The sequence below is a fragment of the Aeromonas sp. D3 genome (assembly GCF_027705025.1).
Taxonomy (GTDB): domain Bacteria; phylum Pseudomonadota; class Gammaproteobacteria; order Enterobacterales; family Aeromonadaceae; genus Aeromonas; species Aeromonas salmonicida.
Map to the genome: position 1 here is coordinate 154,680 of NZ_JAPDBE010000004.1, position 17,197 is coordinate 171,876.

General features: G+C 60.0%; 19 protein-coding genes. 8 read left to right on the forward strand and 11 right to left on the reverse strand.

The features are described from left to right. Window positions 1–17 precede the first annotated feature (17 nt). Window positions 18–1,823, reverse strand: coding sequence for a signal recognition particle-docking protein FtsY (gene ftsY, locus OKC28_RS04570; protein ID WP_270687751.1), 1,806 nt, complete (start codon window positions 1,821–1,823; stop codon window positions 18–20). A 111-nt stretch (window positions 1,824–1,934) separates the two neighbouring features. On the opposite strand from ftsY, the gene rsmD reads away from it, so the two are divergent. Further along, window positions 1,935–2,564: a 16S rRNA (guanine(966)-N(2))-methyltransferase RsmD gene (gene rsmD / locus OKC28_RS04575; protein WP_270687753.1), complete on the forward strand. Its 630-nt coding sequence runs from the start codon at window positions 1,935–1,937 to the stop codon at window positions 2,562–2,564. Beyond that, window positions 2,548–2,862 (forward strand): DUF1145 domain-containing protein, encoded by a 315-nt coding sequence (locus tag OKC28_RS04580; protein WP_125608572.1) that lies wholly within the window; start codon window positions 2,548–2,550, stop codon window positions 2,860–2,862. The genes rsmD and OKC28_RS04580 overlap by 17 nt, the downstream gene beginning before the upstream one ends. Window positions 2,863–2,897: 35 nt before the next feature. Here the strand turns inward: OKC28_RS04580 and OKC28_RS04585 are convergent, their stop codons facing one another. Both OKC28_RS04585 and fabR read right to left on the reverse strand, forming a co-directional pair. Further along, complete coding sequence (locus OKC28_RS04585; RefSeq protein ID WP_021140174.1) at window positions 2,898–3,263, reverse strand: YijD family membrane protein; 366 nt, start codon at window positions 3,261–3,263, stop codon at window positions 2,898–2,900. 21 nt (window positions 3,264–3,284) lie between these two features. Beyond that, entirely contained in the window at window positions 3,285–3,905 is a 621-nt protein-coding gene (fabR, locus tag OKC28_RS04590; RefSeq protein ID WP_005316443.1) for an HTH-type transcriptional repressor FabR, read from the reverse strand. Between the two features lie 149 nt (window positions 3,906–4,054). On the opposite strand from fabR, the gene OKC28_RS04595 reads away from it, so the two are divergent. Beyond that, entirely contained in the window at window positions 4,055–5,173 is a 1,119-nt protein-coding gene (locus OKC28_RS04595) for an acyl-CoA desaturase (protein WP_270687757.1), read from the forward strand. Window positions 5,174–5,641: 468 nt separating this feature from the next. Here the strand turns inward: OKC28_RS04595 and OKC28_RS04600 are convergent, their stop codons facing one another. Further along, window positions 5,642–6,895: a phospholipase D family protein gene (locus OKC28_RS04600; RefSeq protein ID WP_270687759.1), complete on the reverse strand. Its 1,254-nt coding sequence runs from the start codon at window positions 6,893–6,895 to the stop codon at window positions 5,642–5,644. Window positions 6,896–6,973: 78 nt separating this feature from the next. On the opposite strand from OKC28_RS04600, the gene OKC28_RS04605 reads away from it, so the two are divergent. Continuing rightward, window positions 6,974–7,120 (forward strand): hypothetical protein, encoded by a 147-nt coding sequence (locus tag OKC28_RS04605; RefSeq protein ID WP_005316451.1) that lies wholly within the window; start codon window positions 6,974–6,976, stop codon window positions 7,118–7,120. A gap of 24 nt (window positions 7,121–7,144) precedes the next feature. Here OKC28_RS04605 and OKC28_RS04610 read toward each other — a convergent pair whose 3' ends face one another. From OKC28_RS04610 to tatA, 3 genes are all read right to left on the reverse strand, one after another. After that, window positions 7,145–8,566, reverse strand: a complete 1,422-nt coding sequence (locus OKC28_RS04610) for a lytic transglycosylase F (protein ID WP_159165169.1) — start codon at window positions 8,564–8,566, stop codon at window positions 7,145–7,147. A 227-nt stretch (window positions 8,567–8,793) separates the two neighbouring features. Continuing rightward, complete coding sequence (locus tag OKC28_RS04615) at window positions 8,794–9,096, reverse strand: YfcZ/YiiS family protein (RefSeq protein WP_005316458.1); 303 nt, start codon at window positions 9,094–9,096, stop codon at window positions 8,794–8,796. A 14-nt stretch (window positions 9,097–9,110) separates the two neighbouring features. Further along, window positions 9,111–9,272 carry a twin-arginine translocase TatA/TatE family subunit gene (gene tatA, locus OKC28_RS04620; RefSeq protein WP_005316461.1) on the reverse strand — a complete coding sequence of 54 codons (162 nt, stop codon included), beginning with the start codon at window positions 9,270–9,272 and terminating at the stop codon, window positions 9,111–9,113. Between the two features lie 272 nt (window positions 9,273–9,544). On the opposite strand from tatA, the gene OKC28_RS04625 reads away from it, so the two are divergent. After that, window positions 9,545–10,513 carry a LysR substrate-binding domain-containing protein gene (locus OKC28_RS04625; protein WP_270687765.1) on the forward strand — a complete coding sequence of 323 codons (969 nt, stop codon included), beginning with the start codon at window positions 9,545–9,547 and terminating at the stop codon, window positions 10,511–10,513. A gap of 110 nt (window positions 10,514–10,623) precedes the next feature. Here the strand turns inward: OKC28_RS04625 and OKC28_RS04630 are convergent, their stop codons facing one another. Beyond that, a complete protein-coding gene (locus tag OKC28_RS04630; RefSeq protein WP_005316467.1) occupies window positions 10,624–11,223 on the reverse strand; it encodes a YhgN family NAAT transporter in 600 nt (199 codons plus the stop codon). A gap of 110 nt (window positions 11,224–11,333) precedes the next feature. Next, window positions 11,334–11,579, reverse strand: coding sequence for a YecH family metal-binding protein (locus OKC28_RS04635; protein ID WP_270687768.1), 246 nt, complete (start codon window positions 11,577–11,579; stop codon window positions 11,334–11,336). 208 nt (window positions 11,580–11,787) lie between these two features. On the opposite strand from OKC28_RS04635, the gene OKC28_RS04640 reads away from it, so the two are divergent. Beyond that, window positions 11,788–13,071, forward strand: a complete 1,284-nt coding sequence (locus OKC28_RS04640) for a dicarboxylate/amino acid:cation symporter (RefSeq protein WP_017412345.1) — start codon at window positions 11,788–11,790, stop codon at window positions 13,069–13,071. A gap of 14 nt (window positions 13,072–13,085) precedes the next feature. Here OKC28_RS04640 and OKC28_RS04645 read toward each other — a convergent pair whose 3' ends face one another. Further along, the gene (locus OKC28_RS04645; protein WP_042467471.1) at window positions 13,086–13,400 is read right to left on the reverse strand and encodes a putative signal transducing protein; all 315 of its coding nucleotides are present in this window, start codon (window positions 13,398–13,400) and stop codon (window positions 13,086–13,088) included. A gap of 113 nt (window positions 13,401–13,513) precedes the next feature. Beyond that, window positions 13,514–14,416: a LysR family transcriptional regulator gene (locus tag OKC28_RS04650; protein ID WP_125597258.1), complete on the reverse strand. Its 903-nt coding sequence runs from the start codon at window positions 14,414–14,416 to the stop codon at window positions 13,514–13,516. Between the two features lie 96 nt (window positions 14,417–14,512). On the opposite strand from OKC28_RS04650, the gene OKC28_RS04655 reads away from it, so the two are divergent. Both OKC28_RS04655 and OKC28_RS04660 read left to right on the forward strand, forming a co-directional pair. Next, a complete protein-coding gene (locus tag OKC28_RS04655) occupies window positions 14,513–15,565 on the forward strand; it encodes an HlyD family secretion protein (RefSeq protein ID WP_270687772.1) in 1,053 nt (350 codons plus the stop codon). Further along, a complete protein-coding gene (locus OKC28_RS04660) occupies window positions 15,565–17,118 on the forward strand; it encodes a DHA2 family efflux MFS transporter permease subunit (RefSeq protein ID WP_021140163.1) in 1,554 nt (517 codons plus the stop codon). The genes OKC28_RS04655 and OKC28_RS04660 overlap by 1 nt, the downstream gene beginning before the upstream one ends. The last annotated feature ends 79 nt before the right edge of the window (window positions 17,119–17,197 follow it).

A 17,197-nucleotide genomic window follows, 5' to 3' on the forward strand; every position in this document is an offset into this window, starting at 1 on the left:
GTCGGGGCATGTGGCGCTTACTCCTCGCGACTGAAGAGTGCCTCGATAAAGTCGTTGGCGACGAAGGGGCGCAGATCGTCGATCCCCTCGCCCACCCCGATATAACGGATCGGGATCTGGAACTTGTCGGCCACCGCGAAAATGACGCCGCCCTTGGCGGTGCCATCCAGCTTGGTGAGGACGATACCGTCCAGACCCACGGCTTCGCTGAACAGCTTGGCCTGGCTCAGGGCGTTCTGACCGGTGCCTGCATCCAGCGTCAGCATGATCTCGTGAGGTGCTTCTTCATCCAGCTTCTTCATCACCCGCACCACTTTCTTGAGCTCTTCCATCAGATTGCTCTTGTTCTGCAGGCGACCGGCAGTATCGGCGATCAGCACGTCGGCACCGCGGGAACGGGCAGCCTCAATGGCGTCATAGATGACGGAGGCAGAATCGGCACCGGTATGCTGGGCGATCACGGGTATGTTGTTGCGCTGACCCCATACCTGCAGCTGCTCGACGGCAGCGGCACGGAAGGTATCGCCAGCGGCCAGCATGACGCTCTTGCCTTCGGCCTGGAACTGCTTGGCCAGCTTGCCGATGGTGGTGGTCTTGCCGACACCGTTCACCCCGACCATCAGGATCACATAGGGCTTCTTGCTGGTGTCGATCACCAGCGGCTGCTCGACCTGGGCCAGCATGGCGCCCATGTCCTGCTTGAGCAGGCCGTAGAGTGCCTCGGCATCCTTGAGTTGCTTGCGATCCGCATGCTGCACCAGGCCATCTATGATGCGACGGGTGGTATCGACCCCCAGATCGGCGGTCAGCAGCTGGGTTTCCAGCTCCTCAAACAGATCGTCATCGATCTTCTTGCCACTGAACAGACCGAAGAAACCGGAACCGATATTCTCTTTGGTACGCACCAGACTGCGCTTGAGACGGGCAAAGAAACCCTCCCGCTGCGGCTTGTCCTGAGTGTCATCATCCACCTTGGCAGCCAGCGGCAAGGCAGCCAGTGCGGCGGCTTCAGCCTCCATCTCGGCAACCAGGCGAAGAGCTTCCGCTCTCTGGGCATCTTTGGCGATACGAGCCTCTTCGGCGGCCTGGGCTTCGGCGGCAATACGAGCCGCTTCGGCAGCAACACGAGCAGCTTCTGCGGCCTGTGCTTCGGCAGCAAGACGAGCCGCTTCGGCGGCCTGCGCTTCGGCAGCAACACGAGCCGCTTCTGCGGCTTGCGCTTCGGCGGCAACACGAGCCGCTTCAGCGACTTGCGCTTCGGCAGCAACACGAGCCGCTTCTGCGGCTTGCGCCTCGGCGGCAATACGAGCCGCTTCGGCAGCAACACGGGCCGCTTCTGCAGCCTGCGCCTCGGCAGCAACACGGGCCACTTCGGCAGCCTGCACTTCGGCAGCAACACGGGCCGCTTCTGCAGCCTGTGCTTCGGCAGCAACACGGGCCGCTTCTGCGGCTTGCGCCTCGGCAGCAACACGAGCGGTCTCGACAGCCTGTGCCTCAACGCGCGCTTGCTCGATCAGCAATTCGTTGACGATGACGGGTTCCAGTTCGGAGGCACACTCCTCCACGACCAGCGGAGCCACGTCCAGCTCAGTGGGAGGGCAATCGTCATCATGAAGTGGAGCGCCAGCATGCAGGGCATCATTTTGTGCACTGGCCGGCAATTCATGCACCACGACCGGCGTAGTATCAGAAACGGGAGCGGGGGAAGCAGTGACCTCAGGCTCAGTGGTAACAGGGGTGGCTTGGGGTGTCTGTGGTTGGACAGCCTCAGCCTCTTCTTTCTTGCGGCCGAAACCCAGCCAGGAAAACAAACCTTTTGCCATCTAAAAAATACTCACTTCGTTGGCTGACTGCTAAGATAGCCGTCCCTCGGCGGGTCGGCATAAAAATGAACCGCCTTATACTACCACTTTATTTTCTGACGACGAAACGCGATGCCCAGAGTGAAACCCAGCCGTAACATCCCGAACAAGAGCCCGGCCCCGCAGGGGAAATCGGGCTTTGTAAGAATCATCAGCGGCCAGTGGAAGGGCCGCAAATTGCCGGTCAAGGATGTGGAAGGGCTCAGGCCCACCACGGATCGCGTCAAGGAGACCATCTTCAACTGGCTGGCTCCCCATGTGCGTGGCGTTCGCTGTCTCGATCTGTTTGCCGGCAGCGGCGGCCTGGGGCTGGAGGCGCTGTCGCGCTATGCCGAGCAGGTCACTCTGGTCGAGATGGACAAAGGTGCCGCCGACCAGATCAGAAAGAACCTGACCGCCCTTGGCAGCAGCAAGGGCCTGGTGATCCAGTCTGATGCCGTCAGTTGGCTGCAAGGCCCGGCCACCCCGTTCGACCTGGTGTTCCTGGATCCGCCGTTTCGGCGCGAGCTGCTGCCCCGGGTGTGCGATCTGCTGGAACAGCACGGCTGGCTGGCACCGGATGCTCTGATCTATCTGGAGCGGGAGAAAGAGATGGCCGACCTGACGTTGCCCGCCAGCTGGCAACTGCTCAAGAACAAGCAGGCCGGTCAAGTCTGCTATCAACTCTATCTGCGGGAGGTGAGCAATGAAGCGGATGTTTAATCTGTTGGCGATGGGGCTGACCCTGTTCTTCTGGTTCGGCGTGCTGGTCAGTCTGGTGGCTCCGCTACCCGGCAAGCTGAATGATCTTTTGCCGATATGCGGCCTGCTCATCGCCCTGGTCCACCTGGTGCAGGCCAGCATGGTCAAGTCTGCCTGCAAACCCTACTTCGTGGTCACCCGGCTCGAAGTAATACTGATACTGGTGTTCGGCGTCTTCGGCATGGCTGATATCCGCGCCCGACTCAAAGCCATCATAGAAGCCAAACAGCATGGCACAGATATCAACAGCGCCGACTGATGCCGGCACTGTCATGGTTCAGGAAGGAGTGCTGGTCACTCCTTCTCTTTTTTCCCCACACTGATACCCAGCTTGATCGACAACACGGCGAGCAGCAACAGCATCATGATGAGCGAGAAGAAATTGCTGCCAAGCTCGGGATACTGCACCTTGACCAGCGCCGCATGCCCGAACCCGCCGATGAAGAAGCAGAGCAGCATGCAAACCGGGGTATTGCCCTCCAGCGAGACATGGCGGTAGTGCTGATAAAGCTGATAAGCCGCCAGCACCAGGGCAATCATGGGAAAGAAGGAGAAGGGCACCGCAGGCTCGATCAGGGCCGACAAGGAAGCATCGCCACAAATACCAACGAGCAGGGCCAGCAGCAGGGGTTTCTTCGGGATCAGATTCTGGTCATGCATGGAGCTGTCCATCCTGTTGACTTAAGAAAGAGGTTCACGGCGCTTCTGGTTCTGAACTTCGGCGCCCATGGCGATCATGCGCAGCTGGCGTATGGTGCGATCTGACAGGGCCCGACACTCCTCGCTCGTCATGTCGAGCGCATCGGCACCGGCGCTGAAGACGATGGTCACCATGGCCTCGGCCTGGATGTAGGCCTCCTCCCGCGGAGCCCCCGAGGTCGCTTCAAGGTAGTCGGTCAGCTCGGCGATGAAGTGCTGGATCTCCCGTGCCACCGCCTGACGAAATGCAGCCGAGGTACCGGAACGCTCGCGCAGCAGCAGCCGGAAGATATTCGGGTTGTTCTCGACGAATTCCATGAAAGTCTGCACCGAGGTGCTGATGACACTGCCACCACCCGCAATGCGCTGGCGAGCCTGACGCATCAACTGGCGCAGGGTCAGGCCCCCTTCATCCACCAGCGTCAGGCCCAGCTCCTCCATGTCGCGAAAATGGCGATAGAAGGAGGTCGGTGCTATGCCGGCCTCCCGAGCCACTTCCCGCAAACTGAGGTTGGAAAAACTGCGATTGGCGCACAGTTGGCTGAACGCCGCATCGATCAGAGTACGCCGGGTTTTTTCTTTTTGTTGCGCGCGAATACCCACGAAAACAGTCACCTTCAGGTTATCGAGGCCAAATGATAACCCGAAGGCCGAGCCAGGATCAGGTTTGTCTCCTACTTTTTTACCATTGACCCGAATTCTTGCTACATGGAGAATGGCGCACAGCTGTTCGCTGAAAGGAACCGAGTGAGATGGAACGCCCACCTATCATCATGACCAACACCCTGCTGTTTGCCCTCTCCGGGCTGACCGCACTGATCGCCGTGCCCTGGTACGGTATGACCCATGGCTATGACCTCTGGCAATGGAGCTGCTTCCTGCTGCTGTTCTGTTACAGCGGCATCTCCATCACAGCCGGTTATCACCGCCTCTGGTCGCACAAGGCCTACAAGGCCCACCGGATCCTGCAGTGGATCTTCGCCATCGGCGGCGCCCTCGCCCTGCAGAACTCGGCCCTGCACTGGTCTTCCGACCATCGCCGTCACCATCGCCATGTGGATGACAACCTGAAGGATCCCTACAGCGCGGGTCGCGGCTTCTGGTATTCCCACATTGGCTGGATGCTGCGCGAGTACCAACGCGAGATCTATAACGATTACAGCAACGTGCGGGATCTGCAGAACAACCCCATCGTTGCCTTCCAACACAAGCACTATCTGGCGCTGACCCTGGCCACCAATCTGGGCATTCCGCTGCTGCTGGGGCTTGTCCACGACGATCTGCTCGGCATGCTGCTGCTGGCAGGGGTGCTGCGCATGGTGATGACCCACCACACCACCTTCTTCATCAACTCCCTGGCCCACATCTGGGGCAGTCAGCCATTTACTGACCGCAACACGGCACGGGACAACGGCATCCTGGCCTTCTTCACCTTCGGCGAGGGTTATCACAACTTCCACCACCTGTTCGAGAACGACTACCGTAACGGCATCCGCTGGTGGCAGTTCGATCCCACCAAGTGGCTGATCCGCAGCGCCTCCTGGTGCGGGCTGGCCCGGGATCTGAGGTCCTGCCCGGAAGAGCGGATCGAACAGGCAAGACTTGAGATGCAACTCAAGCGCGCCCAGGCCAAATTGCGCAAACGCGAAGACAGGGAGCTGTGGCAGGCGTTGCTGCAGGAGGAGTACGACAAACTGAGCCAGCAGTTGCAGCTCTACTATGCCAGCCGCAAATCCCTGCTGGAGCAGCGCAAACGCAAGGCGCTTGCCCGCTACGACAAGCTGAAACTGCAACTGGAATATCGCAACCTGCACGACGGCTTCGTTGCCAGCAAGCGCAACTGGAGTCGGTTGCTGGCGGGCATCGCCTGAGTTACAGGCCCCGCCACAGCACACAGAGACCGCCAACCGGCGGTCTTTTTATGGGCACAAACTTGGGGTCTGGCCATAAAAAATGGGGTGACATTTCCATGTCACCCCCTCGCAAATAGCATGTTCCATATTGGAGTCCGGTCCTGCCGGGTTCTGCCCTGTTTCTTGAGTTTCCGCTACCCATCCGAATCAGGTGCCTGCTGGAGCGATCCAACTGGCGGTTCCCTTCACGACCTTTTTCCACACGACGGGCGAGCCGCCGTGTTTGTCCTTGCGATTGAAATATTACGCACTTAAATAAAATAAAAAACCGTTTTATTCAGTCTGCCATGCAAGCGACAGTGCGCTACCAGGATTCCTACACAAGAACAATCTGATTAAAAACAATACGATAAGATAGAATATCGCCTTTGGATGGCAAACGTTATCCTCTAAGGCGCACAAGGCTTTACGAGATCTCGCACACGCTCACAACCAGCGCTGCAAGGGCAACCAGTCACTCATCTTCGCCAACAGCCGGCGCAGGGTTGAGTGAGGCGCAGCCACTGAATGAGCAGACAGCTGCTGCCAGTGCGTCAGCCACTGCTGCAGCTCGGCGCAGAGCGCTGGGCACTCGAGATGCAACATCAATTCGGTGTTGAGCATCAGGGATCGAGGATCCAGATTGAAGCTGCCAAGCAGCGCCTCCCCGTCCCCGATCAGGATCAACTTGGCATGCAGGCTGAGGGTATCCCCCTCCAGCTCGGACAGCGCTATCCCCTGCCGGATCATCCAGGGACGATGGCGCCGGTAAGCACCATACACCAGGGGTACATCCGTACTGGCCAGGGAGTTGGTGAGGATCTCGATATTCACCCCAGCCTGGCGCTGCTGCCTGAGCCGACGGCGCAACCCTCGGGTCAGGATCAGGTAAGGACTCACCAACTTCAGGGAGCCCGCGTTGTCAGCCAGCTTGCGCCAGAGCAGGGGCGCAGTGGTCGGTCGCGACACCAGCCCCTTGCCGGGTCGGTCGAACCACACCTCGGCCCGCCCCCGATGCCAGGTCAGGGAGACGGGATCGGCTTCGAACAGACTGGCAGGCAGGTCGTAGACCGCAGCTACGTGCGGATCTGTCATTGTGAGCAGGAAGTCGTTCACCACTGTCACCTCGGCCCGCTGCAGGGGACGGCGCAACAGACGGCGGATCGGGTGACTCCAGCGACTGCGCCAGAATTGGTCGAAGCCCTGTTCTGCCTGCTGGCAGACAGGGCCGCGGCAGGCGAGGTCCAGATCGACGAATCGGGGCGTACCGCCCAGCCCGAAATAGCGGTCACCTATGTTGCGGCCACCGATCACTGCCTGGCTGCCATCCACCAGCAGCAACTTGTTGTGCATGCGGTGATTGATGCGGCGAAAGCTGAGCAGCCCCTCCAGCAGCAGGGTCAGCGGGCGCCAGCCCCGCAACCAGAACGGATTGAACAGCCGCACTTCTATGCCGGGCTGACGCGCGACTATCTCCAGAAAACGGTTGTCACCGGCATAAAGGTCGTCAATGAGCAGCTGTACCCGCACCCCGCGCCGGGCTGCGTGCAGCAACTCGGACAGCAACAGCTTGCCGCTGCTGTCCTCTTCCCAGCTGTAGTACTGGGCCTGGATCCGGCTGCGGGCGTTACGGATCAGCTGGCAACGCACCTTGAGTGCCAGTTCGGGCTGGTCGATCAGTGCAAACTCACCCGGGATCATGGCGTCATCTGCTTGTCATGGAGGAATGGCATAACGCTGGCTACAGGCCTCGTTGGAATGTGGATAAAGGAATTTACCATGGAACTCAGTGATCGCCCTGCCATCAGCTATCGACCGCAAGCCAGCCAGCCGGATCCCTCCCCGACCGGCCAGCTGACACCCTGGTATCTGCAACACAGGGATCAGGGCTGGGAACCCTTTTCTTCTCCCGAGCAGCCCCACTAAAGATCCCCCTGACCGGTGGGGTGATCAGGGCCGGGCCGCCTCGATGGCGGCCGCCTTGCCCTCCAGCTGTGGCAGGCTGAAGCGATAGGCCACATAGTACTTGTAGATGGTACTGACGTAGTTGATGGGGCCCTGCCCCACCTCGTTAGCCACCAGCTGCTCCACGTTGCCAAACCAGACGTTGGGATCCAGCCCGGCGGCTTGCGCCTTGGCCCTGAGTGCCTGTACCCGGTTCGGTCCGGCATTATAGGCAGCCAGTGCAAACAGGTGGCGATTGAGCTGATCCAGCGCAGGATCGTTGAAATAGGTGTCCAGGATCAGCCGCAGATAGCGGCAAGCCGCCTCTACATTGCCCTCCAGACTGGCTAACCTGGCGCCACGTATGCCCACCTCGCTGCCGGTACTCGGCAACAGCTGCATGATCCCCACGGCCCCACGTACCGAGCGCGCGCCGGTATTGAGCCCAGACTCCTTGTAGGCCAGTGCCGCCAGCATCAGCCAGTCCAGTTGATACTTGTCGGCATACTGCTCAAGCACCTTGCGGATGGTCGAGAGCCGCCCCATGGGATCGGGCGCCAGAATATTGCTCATCTGGTCGCTGCGCACCAGCAACTGGCGCAATGTCATGTCGTTGTAGAGGGAGTGCTTGCCCGTATCGGCCAGGTAACCGTTGACCGCCTTGAGCAGCTCGGGGCTGTTTTTACGCAGAGCCCAGGCACTGCGGCCATTATCCCGCAGCGGGATCAGCTTGTGGGCCCTGAGGCCGCTGATCATCCCAAGCCAGATGCGCCCCTTGAAGCTGTCGGTCACTGTGAGGGGGATAATACCTGCCGCCACCATCTCCAGCAGATCCACATCCTGCAGATATTCGGGGACAGTCTCGATATAGATGGGGGGAAGCCCCAGCTCTCGAAACAACCAGTTGAGCTGGCGCAGACTCTCGTAATAACTGGAGCTGGCCCGCACCCAGACGCGCCGGCCGGAAAGCTGGGTGATACGGTTGAACGTCGGCAGAGCGTGCTGACTCACGATCCACTCTTCGATGGGGGTGATCACCGGATTGGAGAAGGCCACCTGCTCGCGCCGGGTCGGGGTCACCGTCATGTTGGCCGCCACCAGATCGCCACGCCCCTCTGTGAGGTAGTCCAGCAGCTTGTCCTGGCGCACCGGTATGTAGATGATCTTGAGCTTGATCTGCTCCCTGGCGAGGTAGGTCTGGTTCAGCCAGCGCTCGAAACCCTGCAGCTGATTGACCAGAATGCCATGCTGGGCGCCTTTATCGAGAAAAAAGAAACCCCGCTCATAGACCACCAGGGCCCTGAGTTCTTTCTTTTGCAGTATATGTTCGAGATCCCCGGGCTGGGGCAAGCGCTGTGGCTTGAGGTCCGCCGCCAGCAGAGGAAGACAGCAGAGGGCCAGCAGGCCCCAGATCCATCGCTGCATCATGATGTAATCGCCTTCTGTGGACCAGGTAGCACCGGACTGTTGGTCAGCAGGATAAGTCGTTATAGAAGGTGGGATTCACGGCAGAGATCTCGCCGCGTCATCATGTGTACGCCTTCTGTTGGCCGACTCCCGCCGGGCAAACCGTCTGTGGGATAACTAACTATAGAACGCAGACCCACAGCAGAAGGGTCAACACGGCAGGCGAACCCGCCGTGTCACTACCGGGCTCAGATAGAGCGGGCGCGCAGCTCGAAAATCAGCTTTTCGGCGGTGCAGGTGAATTGCAACCGGGCCTTCAGGATCACGCCGCTGGCACCCTGGCTCAGCTCGCTGCTGATCATGGCCTCGGCAGTCACCTGCTTGGCCAGCGCCTCATAGGCCGCCAGCTTGGCGCGGGCATCGGCTTCTGTTGCAGCTTCGATTACCAGCTCCATCAGATCGTCACCTTCACCAATGATGGTGCCGATCTCGGCAAAACAGCCGCAGCTGTCGCAGGTTTCGTTCAATTCAACTTTCTCGTCTACAGACATACTTCCACTCCTACTTATTTCGGATGATTGGCATCGTCACGCAAGGCGTTACGAAAATCCCTGATGGCGGTGCCCAGATCCTCACCGGCGCCGGCCAGGCGTTTGCTGCCAAACACCACGACCACCACCACGAGCAGGATCAACAAATGCCAGATATGAATTCCACCGAGTCCCATCGGGATACTCCTGACTGATAGATACGCTTTGTTTGTATCAAAAGAAGGCGCAAGGATTGTTGGGCAAAATCAAGACAGGTGCAAGTTTGCAAATAAATCACCAAAAAAATACGGCGACCCAGGGTCGCCGTATGAATTGATGCTACTTGTCCCCTCAACCGCTACATCCTGTACCAGCCGCCATGAAGGCGAGAGACGAACCGAGCATAGGGTCGCCAAGATATGAAAACAAATGGTATAAATTCATCTAAGAATTGAAAAGGATTCATATCATGTTGTTGGAACAGCTGGGGCGTATCGACCTCAATCTATTGATTATCCTGCAAGTTTTACTGGAAGAGCGGAATGGTAGCCGGGCCGCCCGTCGCCTGCATCTGAGCCAGTCTGCCGTCAGCAAGGCCCTGGGTCGCCTGCGGGAGACCTTCGATGATCCCCTGTTCGTGCGCTCCGCCTACGGGCTGGAACCCACGGCCCGCGCTCTGGTGCTGCAACAGCAACTACAACCCATACTGCTGTCCCTGGACAACCTGATCCAGCCGCCGGATTTCGATCCAGCCAGCACAGAGCGGGAGTTTGTGATCGCCAGCATGGACAGCGCCTTCACCCTGTTTGCCCCGCTCTATTTGAGCGAGCTGAAACGCCAGGCACCGGGCATACGGCTGCGCTACGAGGAGTGGACCGAGAACAGCCTGACCGAGATGAGCCAGGGTCAGGTGGATATTGCCTTCACGGTGCGGGAGAACTGCATCAGCTCGGACTTTCGGCTCGATACCCTGCCCAACGCCATCTGCCAGCGGCTGCTCGCCATCGATGATCTCACCTGTCTGGTGCAGCACGATCACCCTGCCCTGCACGAACCCGAATGGGACCTCGCCCGCTACCTGGCCTATCCCCATGTGCAGACCTATTGCGAGGGACGGGATCGCTGGATGCTGGATCACAAGCTGGCGGGGATGGAGCTCTACCGCCGGATTGAGGCAACCGTGCCCTCGTTCGAGGCCGCGCTGCGAATGGGCATGCACTCGGACATGATAGTGACCCTATCCAGGCTCTATGCACGCCACGCCACCCAGGTCTATCCGCTGGTGCCGCTGCCGCTGCCCATTGCACTCGACAGCATCTCCCACCTGCTCATCTGGCATCAGCGCCACGAAGAGGACCCGGGCCACCGCTGGTTACGGGAGACACTGCTCGCCCTCATCATGAGCAAGCTGGAACCCTCGGCAACCGAGCCGTCCTGACTATCAGCACCGAGTAAGAGAACGCCCAGCTTTCCTCATCATGAGTGAGCCGGATACCGCCGCCAACGACTGGCCTGATTATCAGTGTTGGCGAGGGGAGAGCCTGACCGTCAGCCCTGACCCGTCACCGCCAGATAGTGGTGGACACCGTCCAGCAGCATCTGCACCGCAATCATCACCAGCAGCATGCCCATCAACCGTTCCACGGCTGTGAGTCCTCGCTCACCCAGCAGCTTGTTGAATACCTCGTAGAACATCAGGATCACAGCGCTGGCACCCCAGGCCATCAACAGCGCCAGCGACCAATCCGTCATCCGGGTCGGCTCCTGGTTTGCCAGCAACAACAGGGAGGCAAGAATGGAAGGACCGGCAATCATGGGGATGGCCATGGGCACCAGGAAGGGCTCCTCGCCCGCCGCCAGCCCGGTCACCCCACCCTCGCTCGGGAAGATCATCTTGATGGCGATGAGAAACAATATGATGCCGCCTGCGATACTCACCGCTTCCTGGCGCAAATTGAGGAAATTGAGGATCTGCTGACCGGCAAACAGGAAGGCCATCATGATGGCCAGCGAAAACAACAGCTCCCGCATCATCACCTTGCGCCGTCGCTTGGGATCGATATGACGCAGGATCGACAGGAAGACCGGCAGGTTACCCAGCGGATCCATGATCAGAAACAACATGACGGCAGCGGAGAAAGTGTCCATACGATTCCAGGGCAATGCCCGGGCCAAGCCTTCGGCAGAGAAAAACAGGAGGAAATACTAACAAAGGGACAGTGATTCGGCGAGCACCAAGGACGTGCCCGCCGTGAAGGTCAACCGTGGTTGCAGATCTTGTCGGCGTGGGTCTGGAAACCCTGCGCTGATTCGATGAACTTGCCGCGCTGTGCCAGGAAGGCGATCAGCGCCTCGGCATCCATCTCGCTCGCGCTGCAGGTATGAAAACGGGCATCGGCACCGAAGTGCGCATCGATCGCCTGCTTGAGGCTGGCACGGGTAAATTGCCCCCCTTGTGCCAGCATCATCTCCATCACCTCGTGACCGTGTACCGATTGAGTCATAGCAAACCTCATTAATAAACATATTTAATGCCTATTAAATCCTGCGCCGAAGGGGGTGACCTTGATATAGGCCAATAAATTGCCGATTTCCCTCATAGCAAGCTGGTCGTGAGTACCGCTTTGTCGATAATGTGGCAACCTGACAAGGGGATGGCTACACTAACGCCCCTTTTTGCCATCGCAGACAGAATATAAGGACATTGGCGTCATGCTGTTCCATGGATTGGCTTTCAAGCCCTGGCGGATCTGGACCCGCCGTCCCCTCTGGTTGAAGACCCTGATCGGCATGTTGACGGGGATCGGGCTGGGACTCGGCTTCAGTGAACAGGCGTTGCAGCTCAAGCCCCTTGGCGTCCTGTTCGTCAACACCATACAGATGCTGATGGTGCCACTCATCTTCTGTTCTGTCATCGCCGGCCTGACCTCCCTGCTCAAGGGCAAGAGCCTGGATCGGATCGGCAGCAAGGCTATAGGCCTCTATCTCTTTTCCACCGCCATTGCCATCTGCATCGGTCTGATGATGGGCTGGCTGCTGGAACCCGGCATGGGCGCCAACATGGGGCCCTATGAGCGGGTCGGTATGGCGGAACAGCCAACCCTGGCCAGCGTGTTGAGCCATCTGGTACCACGCAACCCTGTGCAGGCCATGGTGGATGGCAAGATACTGCAGGTGATCGTTTTTGCGGTCGCCCTCGCCCTCGCCCTCAACGCCACAGGCCGACGCGGTCGCCCCGCCATCCTCTTCTTTACCTCGCTGGCAGAGGGAATGTTCAAGCTGACCCAGATGGTCATGGCGCTGGCGCCCTACGGCGTCTGCGCCCTGATGGCCTGGATGACGGGTAAATACGGGGTGAGTCTGCTCTTGCCGCTGCTCAAGGTAATCGGCGCCGTCTATCTCGGCTGCCTGCTCCATGTGCTTGGCGTCTATAGCAGCCTGCTCATCCTGCTGGCGCGGCTCAACCCGCTGCACTACTTCAAGAGCATCGTCGATGCCCAGGCCGTGGCCTTCACCAGCAGCTCCAGCAGCAGTACACTGCCCATCAGTCTGGCCTGCGCCGAGAAGCGGCTCGGGGTCTCCCCCGCCATCACCGCCAAGGTACTGCCCATCGGCGCCACCATCAATATGGACGGCACCGCCCTCTACCAGGGAGTCACAGCCCTGTTCGTGGCCCAGGCATTTGGCGTGGATCTGCACATGGTGGATTACCTGACCATCATCAGCATCGCCACCCTGGCCAGTATCGGTACCGCAGGCACACCGGGCACAGGGCTCATGTTGCTGACCCTGACGCTCACTGCGGTAGGGTTGCCGCTGGAAGGGGTAGCCCTCATCGCCGGGATCGACAGGATCCTCGACATGGCGCGTACCACGGTCAACGTGTCCGGCGATATTCTGGTGTCCGTGCTGATTGCTCGCAGCGAGAAGGAGCTGGATCTGGCGACCTATCACGACGCCAGCGCAGGAGATGATATCGACTTCACCCTGCGCTGAGGCAGGGTGAGGGATTAACTATCGTGGGGATCGTGATGACAGCGCCAGCAGACCTCAAAGTTGGCGCCGTTCTCCTCCCCGCACTGACCGCAGAGCCAGCCATTGCCCTGGCGCTGCTGATAACGTTCGATGACCCGTCCTGCCTTGCTGCGGTCCTGCTCGCGCACCATCAGGGTCACCTGCAACAGATCCACCGGCAGCTCGCCCAGCGCCCCCGACAGGGCCTCGCCGTTGAGTCGCACCAGTACCCCTTCCACTTCCAGTGCCCCTTTCAGGGCATGGGCCTCCAGCGAATGGGAAGCCCGATAAAGATTGATCCATTGATCCATGCCTTCCCCCTGCAACCGCTTGTTGATGCCATGTCTAGCTGGCACCATGCCCCTCTTCCATCCTCGGGATCGAACCTGGATCCCAGGATCCACGACTTCCCCTGACCTGTCTGTCACAGCAAGTTGTCTATCCCGTAATCGGCCCCCTGCGCCACCATAAAATCGATAAAGGCCCGCAACTTGCGCGGCATCAGCCGCCGCTCCGGGAACAACAGATAAATCGGCACCTTGGGCTGCTGCCACTCGGGCAGCAGGGGCACCAGGGCGCCGCTGGCAAGCTCCTCATGGCAAAGCATGGCGGGCAGGGAGGCGAGCCCGAGCCCCGCCTTCGCGGCCTCTCTGGCACAGGTTATATTATTAACCCTAAAGCGGGAGGGAGGGTCAACCAGCACCTCTCTTCCATCCAGCTCGAAGCACCAGTGCGAAGCCAGAAACCCGCTGCTCACCGCCACCCTTTCATGGCGCACCAGATCCTCGGGATGAGTGATGGCCGGACTGCGGGCCAGATAATCCGGGCTGGCACACAGCAGCCGCTCAGTGCTCCACAGCCGCCGCGCCGCCAGGTTGGAATCGCTCATGTCGCCGATGCGCACTATGGCATCCAGCCCCTCATTGATGGGATCCACTATGCGATTGGTCAGCTCCAGCTCAACCTGCAGCCCCGGATAAACTTGCAGAAATTTGGCCACCAGCCGACCCACCACCAGCTGCCCCGTCTCGATGGGTACCGCCAGCTTGAGAATGCCGGTCACCTCCTGCTGGCTGGCGCTCACCATCAGCTCGGCCTGAGCCAGCTCATCCACTGCCTTGCTGCAGCGCAGATAGTATTGCTCACCGGCCTCGGTCAGGGTGAGCTGACGGGTTGAGCGGTAAAGCAATCGTACGCCGAGGCGCTGCTCCAGCTCTGCGATACGGCGACTCACGGTCGCCTTGGTCATGCCCAGATCCCGGGCAGCCCCAGTAAAGGAACCCTTGTCGACGATCCGCACCAGGATCAAGGCAGCGTTCAGATCCATTGTTGCACCAGTGAAACTGTATATCTCATTAATGGATACTAATCGAAACAGTTGACCAGTGTTAGCCTGCGCTGCTTAAGTTCAGGAATCCCCAAAATGAGCCAACACAAGAAAATCCCCCTGCTGGCCGCCATGGTGCTGGCCCTGCTCGGCCTGCTGTTCGCCGGTTACTGGTATCTGCATGGCCGCTATTTCGAGAGTACCGACAACGCCTACCTGCAGAGCGAAGTGACCGGGATCGGATCCAAGCTGCCCGGCTACATCAGTGAGGTGCTGGTCACCGACAACCAGGCGGTGAAGGCCGGTCAGCTGATCGCCCGACTGGACGATCGGGAGTACAAGACCAGGGTGGCCGAGGCCGAGGCCGACCTGCACCTCAATCAGGCGACCGCCGAGAATCTGGCCGCGACCCGGACCCAGCAACTGAGCCTGATCCGTCAGGCCGAGGCCAAGGTCGCCTCCGCCAATGCCGAGCAGGTGCGTGCCAGACAACAGGTGCAAAGGGTCAGCCAGCTCAACCAGCGCCATTACAGCTCGCAAGACAGCCTGGATGAAGTGCGGGCCGGACTGCAGGTCAATCAGGCGCAGGAACAGGAAGCCAGGGCCGCCCTGCAGGCCGCCCGTGAACGCCTGCTGGTGCTGGATGCCGAGGCCAAGCAGAATCAGGCCAGGCTCGCATTGAGCGAGGCGCAGCTGGAACAGGCCAGGCTGGAGCTGAGCTACACCGAGCTGCACGCACCGGCTGACGGCATCATAGGAAAACGCAGCCTGCGGGCAGGGCTCTACGTTCAGTCCGGCATGCAGGTCGCCAGTCTGGTGCCGCTGCAACAGGTGTGGGTCGAGGCCAATTTCAAGGAGACCCAGCTGCACCATATGCAACCGGGCCAGAAGGTCAAAGTGATCCTTGACGCCTATCCGGATCAACCGGTCGAGGGGATCATCGACAGCCTGGCCCCCGCCACCGGCGCCAGGTTCGCCCTGCTGCCACCGGAGAATGCCACTGGCAACTTCACCAAGATAGTGCAGCGGGTACCGGTCAAGATCCGCATCCCCGAGCCGGGTACCCTGGCAGGCAAGCTGCTGCCGGGCCTCTCCACCGAGGTGATAGTGGATACCCGTGATCCTGCCGCCCTGGTGGCAGCCAACTGATGGAACCCATTCCACGTCGCAACTGGATCGCCGTCATGGGGGGCCTCATTGGCGCCTTCATGGCCATCCTCGACATCCAGATCACCAACGCCTCCCTGAAGGATATTCAGGGGGCCCTGTCGGCCACCCTGAGCGAGAGCTCCTGGATCTCCACCTCCTATCTGGTGGCGGAGATGATCGCCATTCCCCTGAGCGGCTGGCTGAGTCGGGGTCTGAGCGTGCGTCGTTACCTGTTGTGGACCACGGGGGCCTTTATCGTCGCCTCCGTGCTCTGCTCGTTCAGCTGGAACCTCACCAGCATGATCGTCTTCCGGGCACTGCAGGGTTTCACCGGCGGGGCACTGATCCCCATGGCCTTCTCCCTCATTGTCAGCCTGCTGCCACTGCACAAGCGAGCGACCGGCATGGCACTGTTCGGCCTCTGTGCCACCTTCGCTCCCGCCATAGGTCCGACTCTGGGTGGCTGGCTGACGGAGCAGCTCTCCTGGCACTACATCTTCTATCTGAACGTACCGCCCGGCCTGCTGGTGATGGCCATGCTGGCCCATGGTCTGGACAAGAAGCCGGTCGACTGGACCGTGATCAAGCAGGTGGATCTCATCGGCATCATCACAATGGCGATGGGTCTGGGTCTGCTGGAAGTGGTGCTGGAAGAGGGCAACAGAGAGGACTGGTTTGGCTCGAGCTTCATAGTGCGGCTCACCGTCATCTCTGTGGTGGCCCTGGTGTTCTTCGTCATCAGCCAGCTGCTCAGACGCCATCCGCTGGTCAACCTGCGGCTGCTGCACAACCCGCGCTTCGCGCTGGCCTGCTTCGCCTATCTGGTGCTCGGCATGGCGCTGATGGGCTCCATCTATGTGCTACCGCTCTACATGGCGCAGATCCACAACTACAACGCGCTGGAAATCGGTGAGGTGCTGATGTGGATGGGACTGCCCCAACTGCTGGTGTTGCCGCTGGTGCCCAAGCTGACCCACAAGATAGACCCGCGCTATCTGGTGAGCTTCGGTTTTCTGGTATTTGCCATCAGCTGCTTCATGAACATGAACATGAGTGCCGACTACGCCGGCCCCCAGCTTATCCAGTCGCTGATAGTGCGCGCGCTGGGCCAGCCCTTCATCATGGTGCCGCTATCTCTGGTGGCGACAGCCAGCCTGAGTCACGACGAGATCCCCTCCTCCTCGACCCTGCTCAACGTGCTGCGCAACCTGGGGGGTGCCTTTGGCATCGCCATCATAGCGACCCTGATCGACAACGACACCCGCGTCCATGTCAGCCAGATCAGCAGCACCCTGGCCGCCAGCAGCATAGAGGGGCAGAGCTACCTATTGCAGCTGGCCCGGAGCATGATGGCGCAGGGCTCGGGACCCGAGCTGGCCCAACAGCAGGCCCAGGCCATGCTGTCGAACACCATCAGCCGCGAGGCTGCCATCATGGCTTACAACCAGGTGTTCTACGTGATGGGGATCTTCCTGCTCATTGCCAGCGCCCTGATGCTGCTGCTCAAGCAGCCAGCCCCCAGAGCGGCCGATGCCGAGCCACTCGAGGCATAGCAGAGGCGTAAAAACAGACACAAAAAATGGGCCAACAGGCCCATTTTTCTTGCTGGTGATCAGCTGCCCGTCAGCGAAC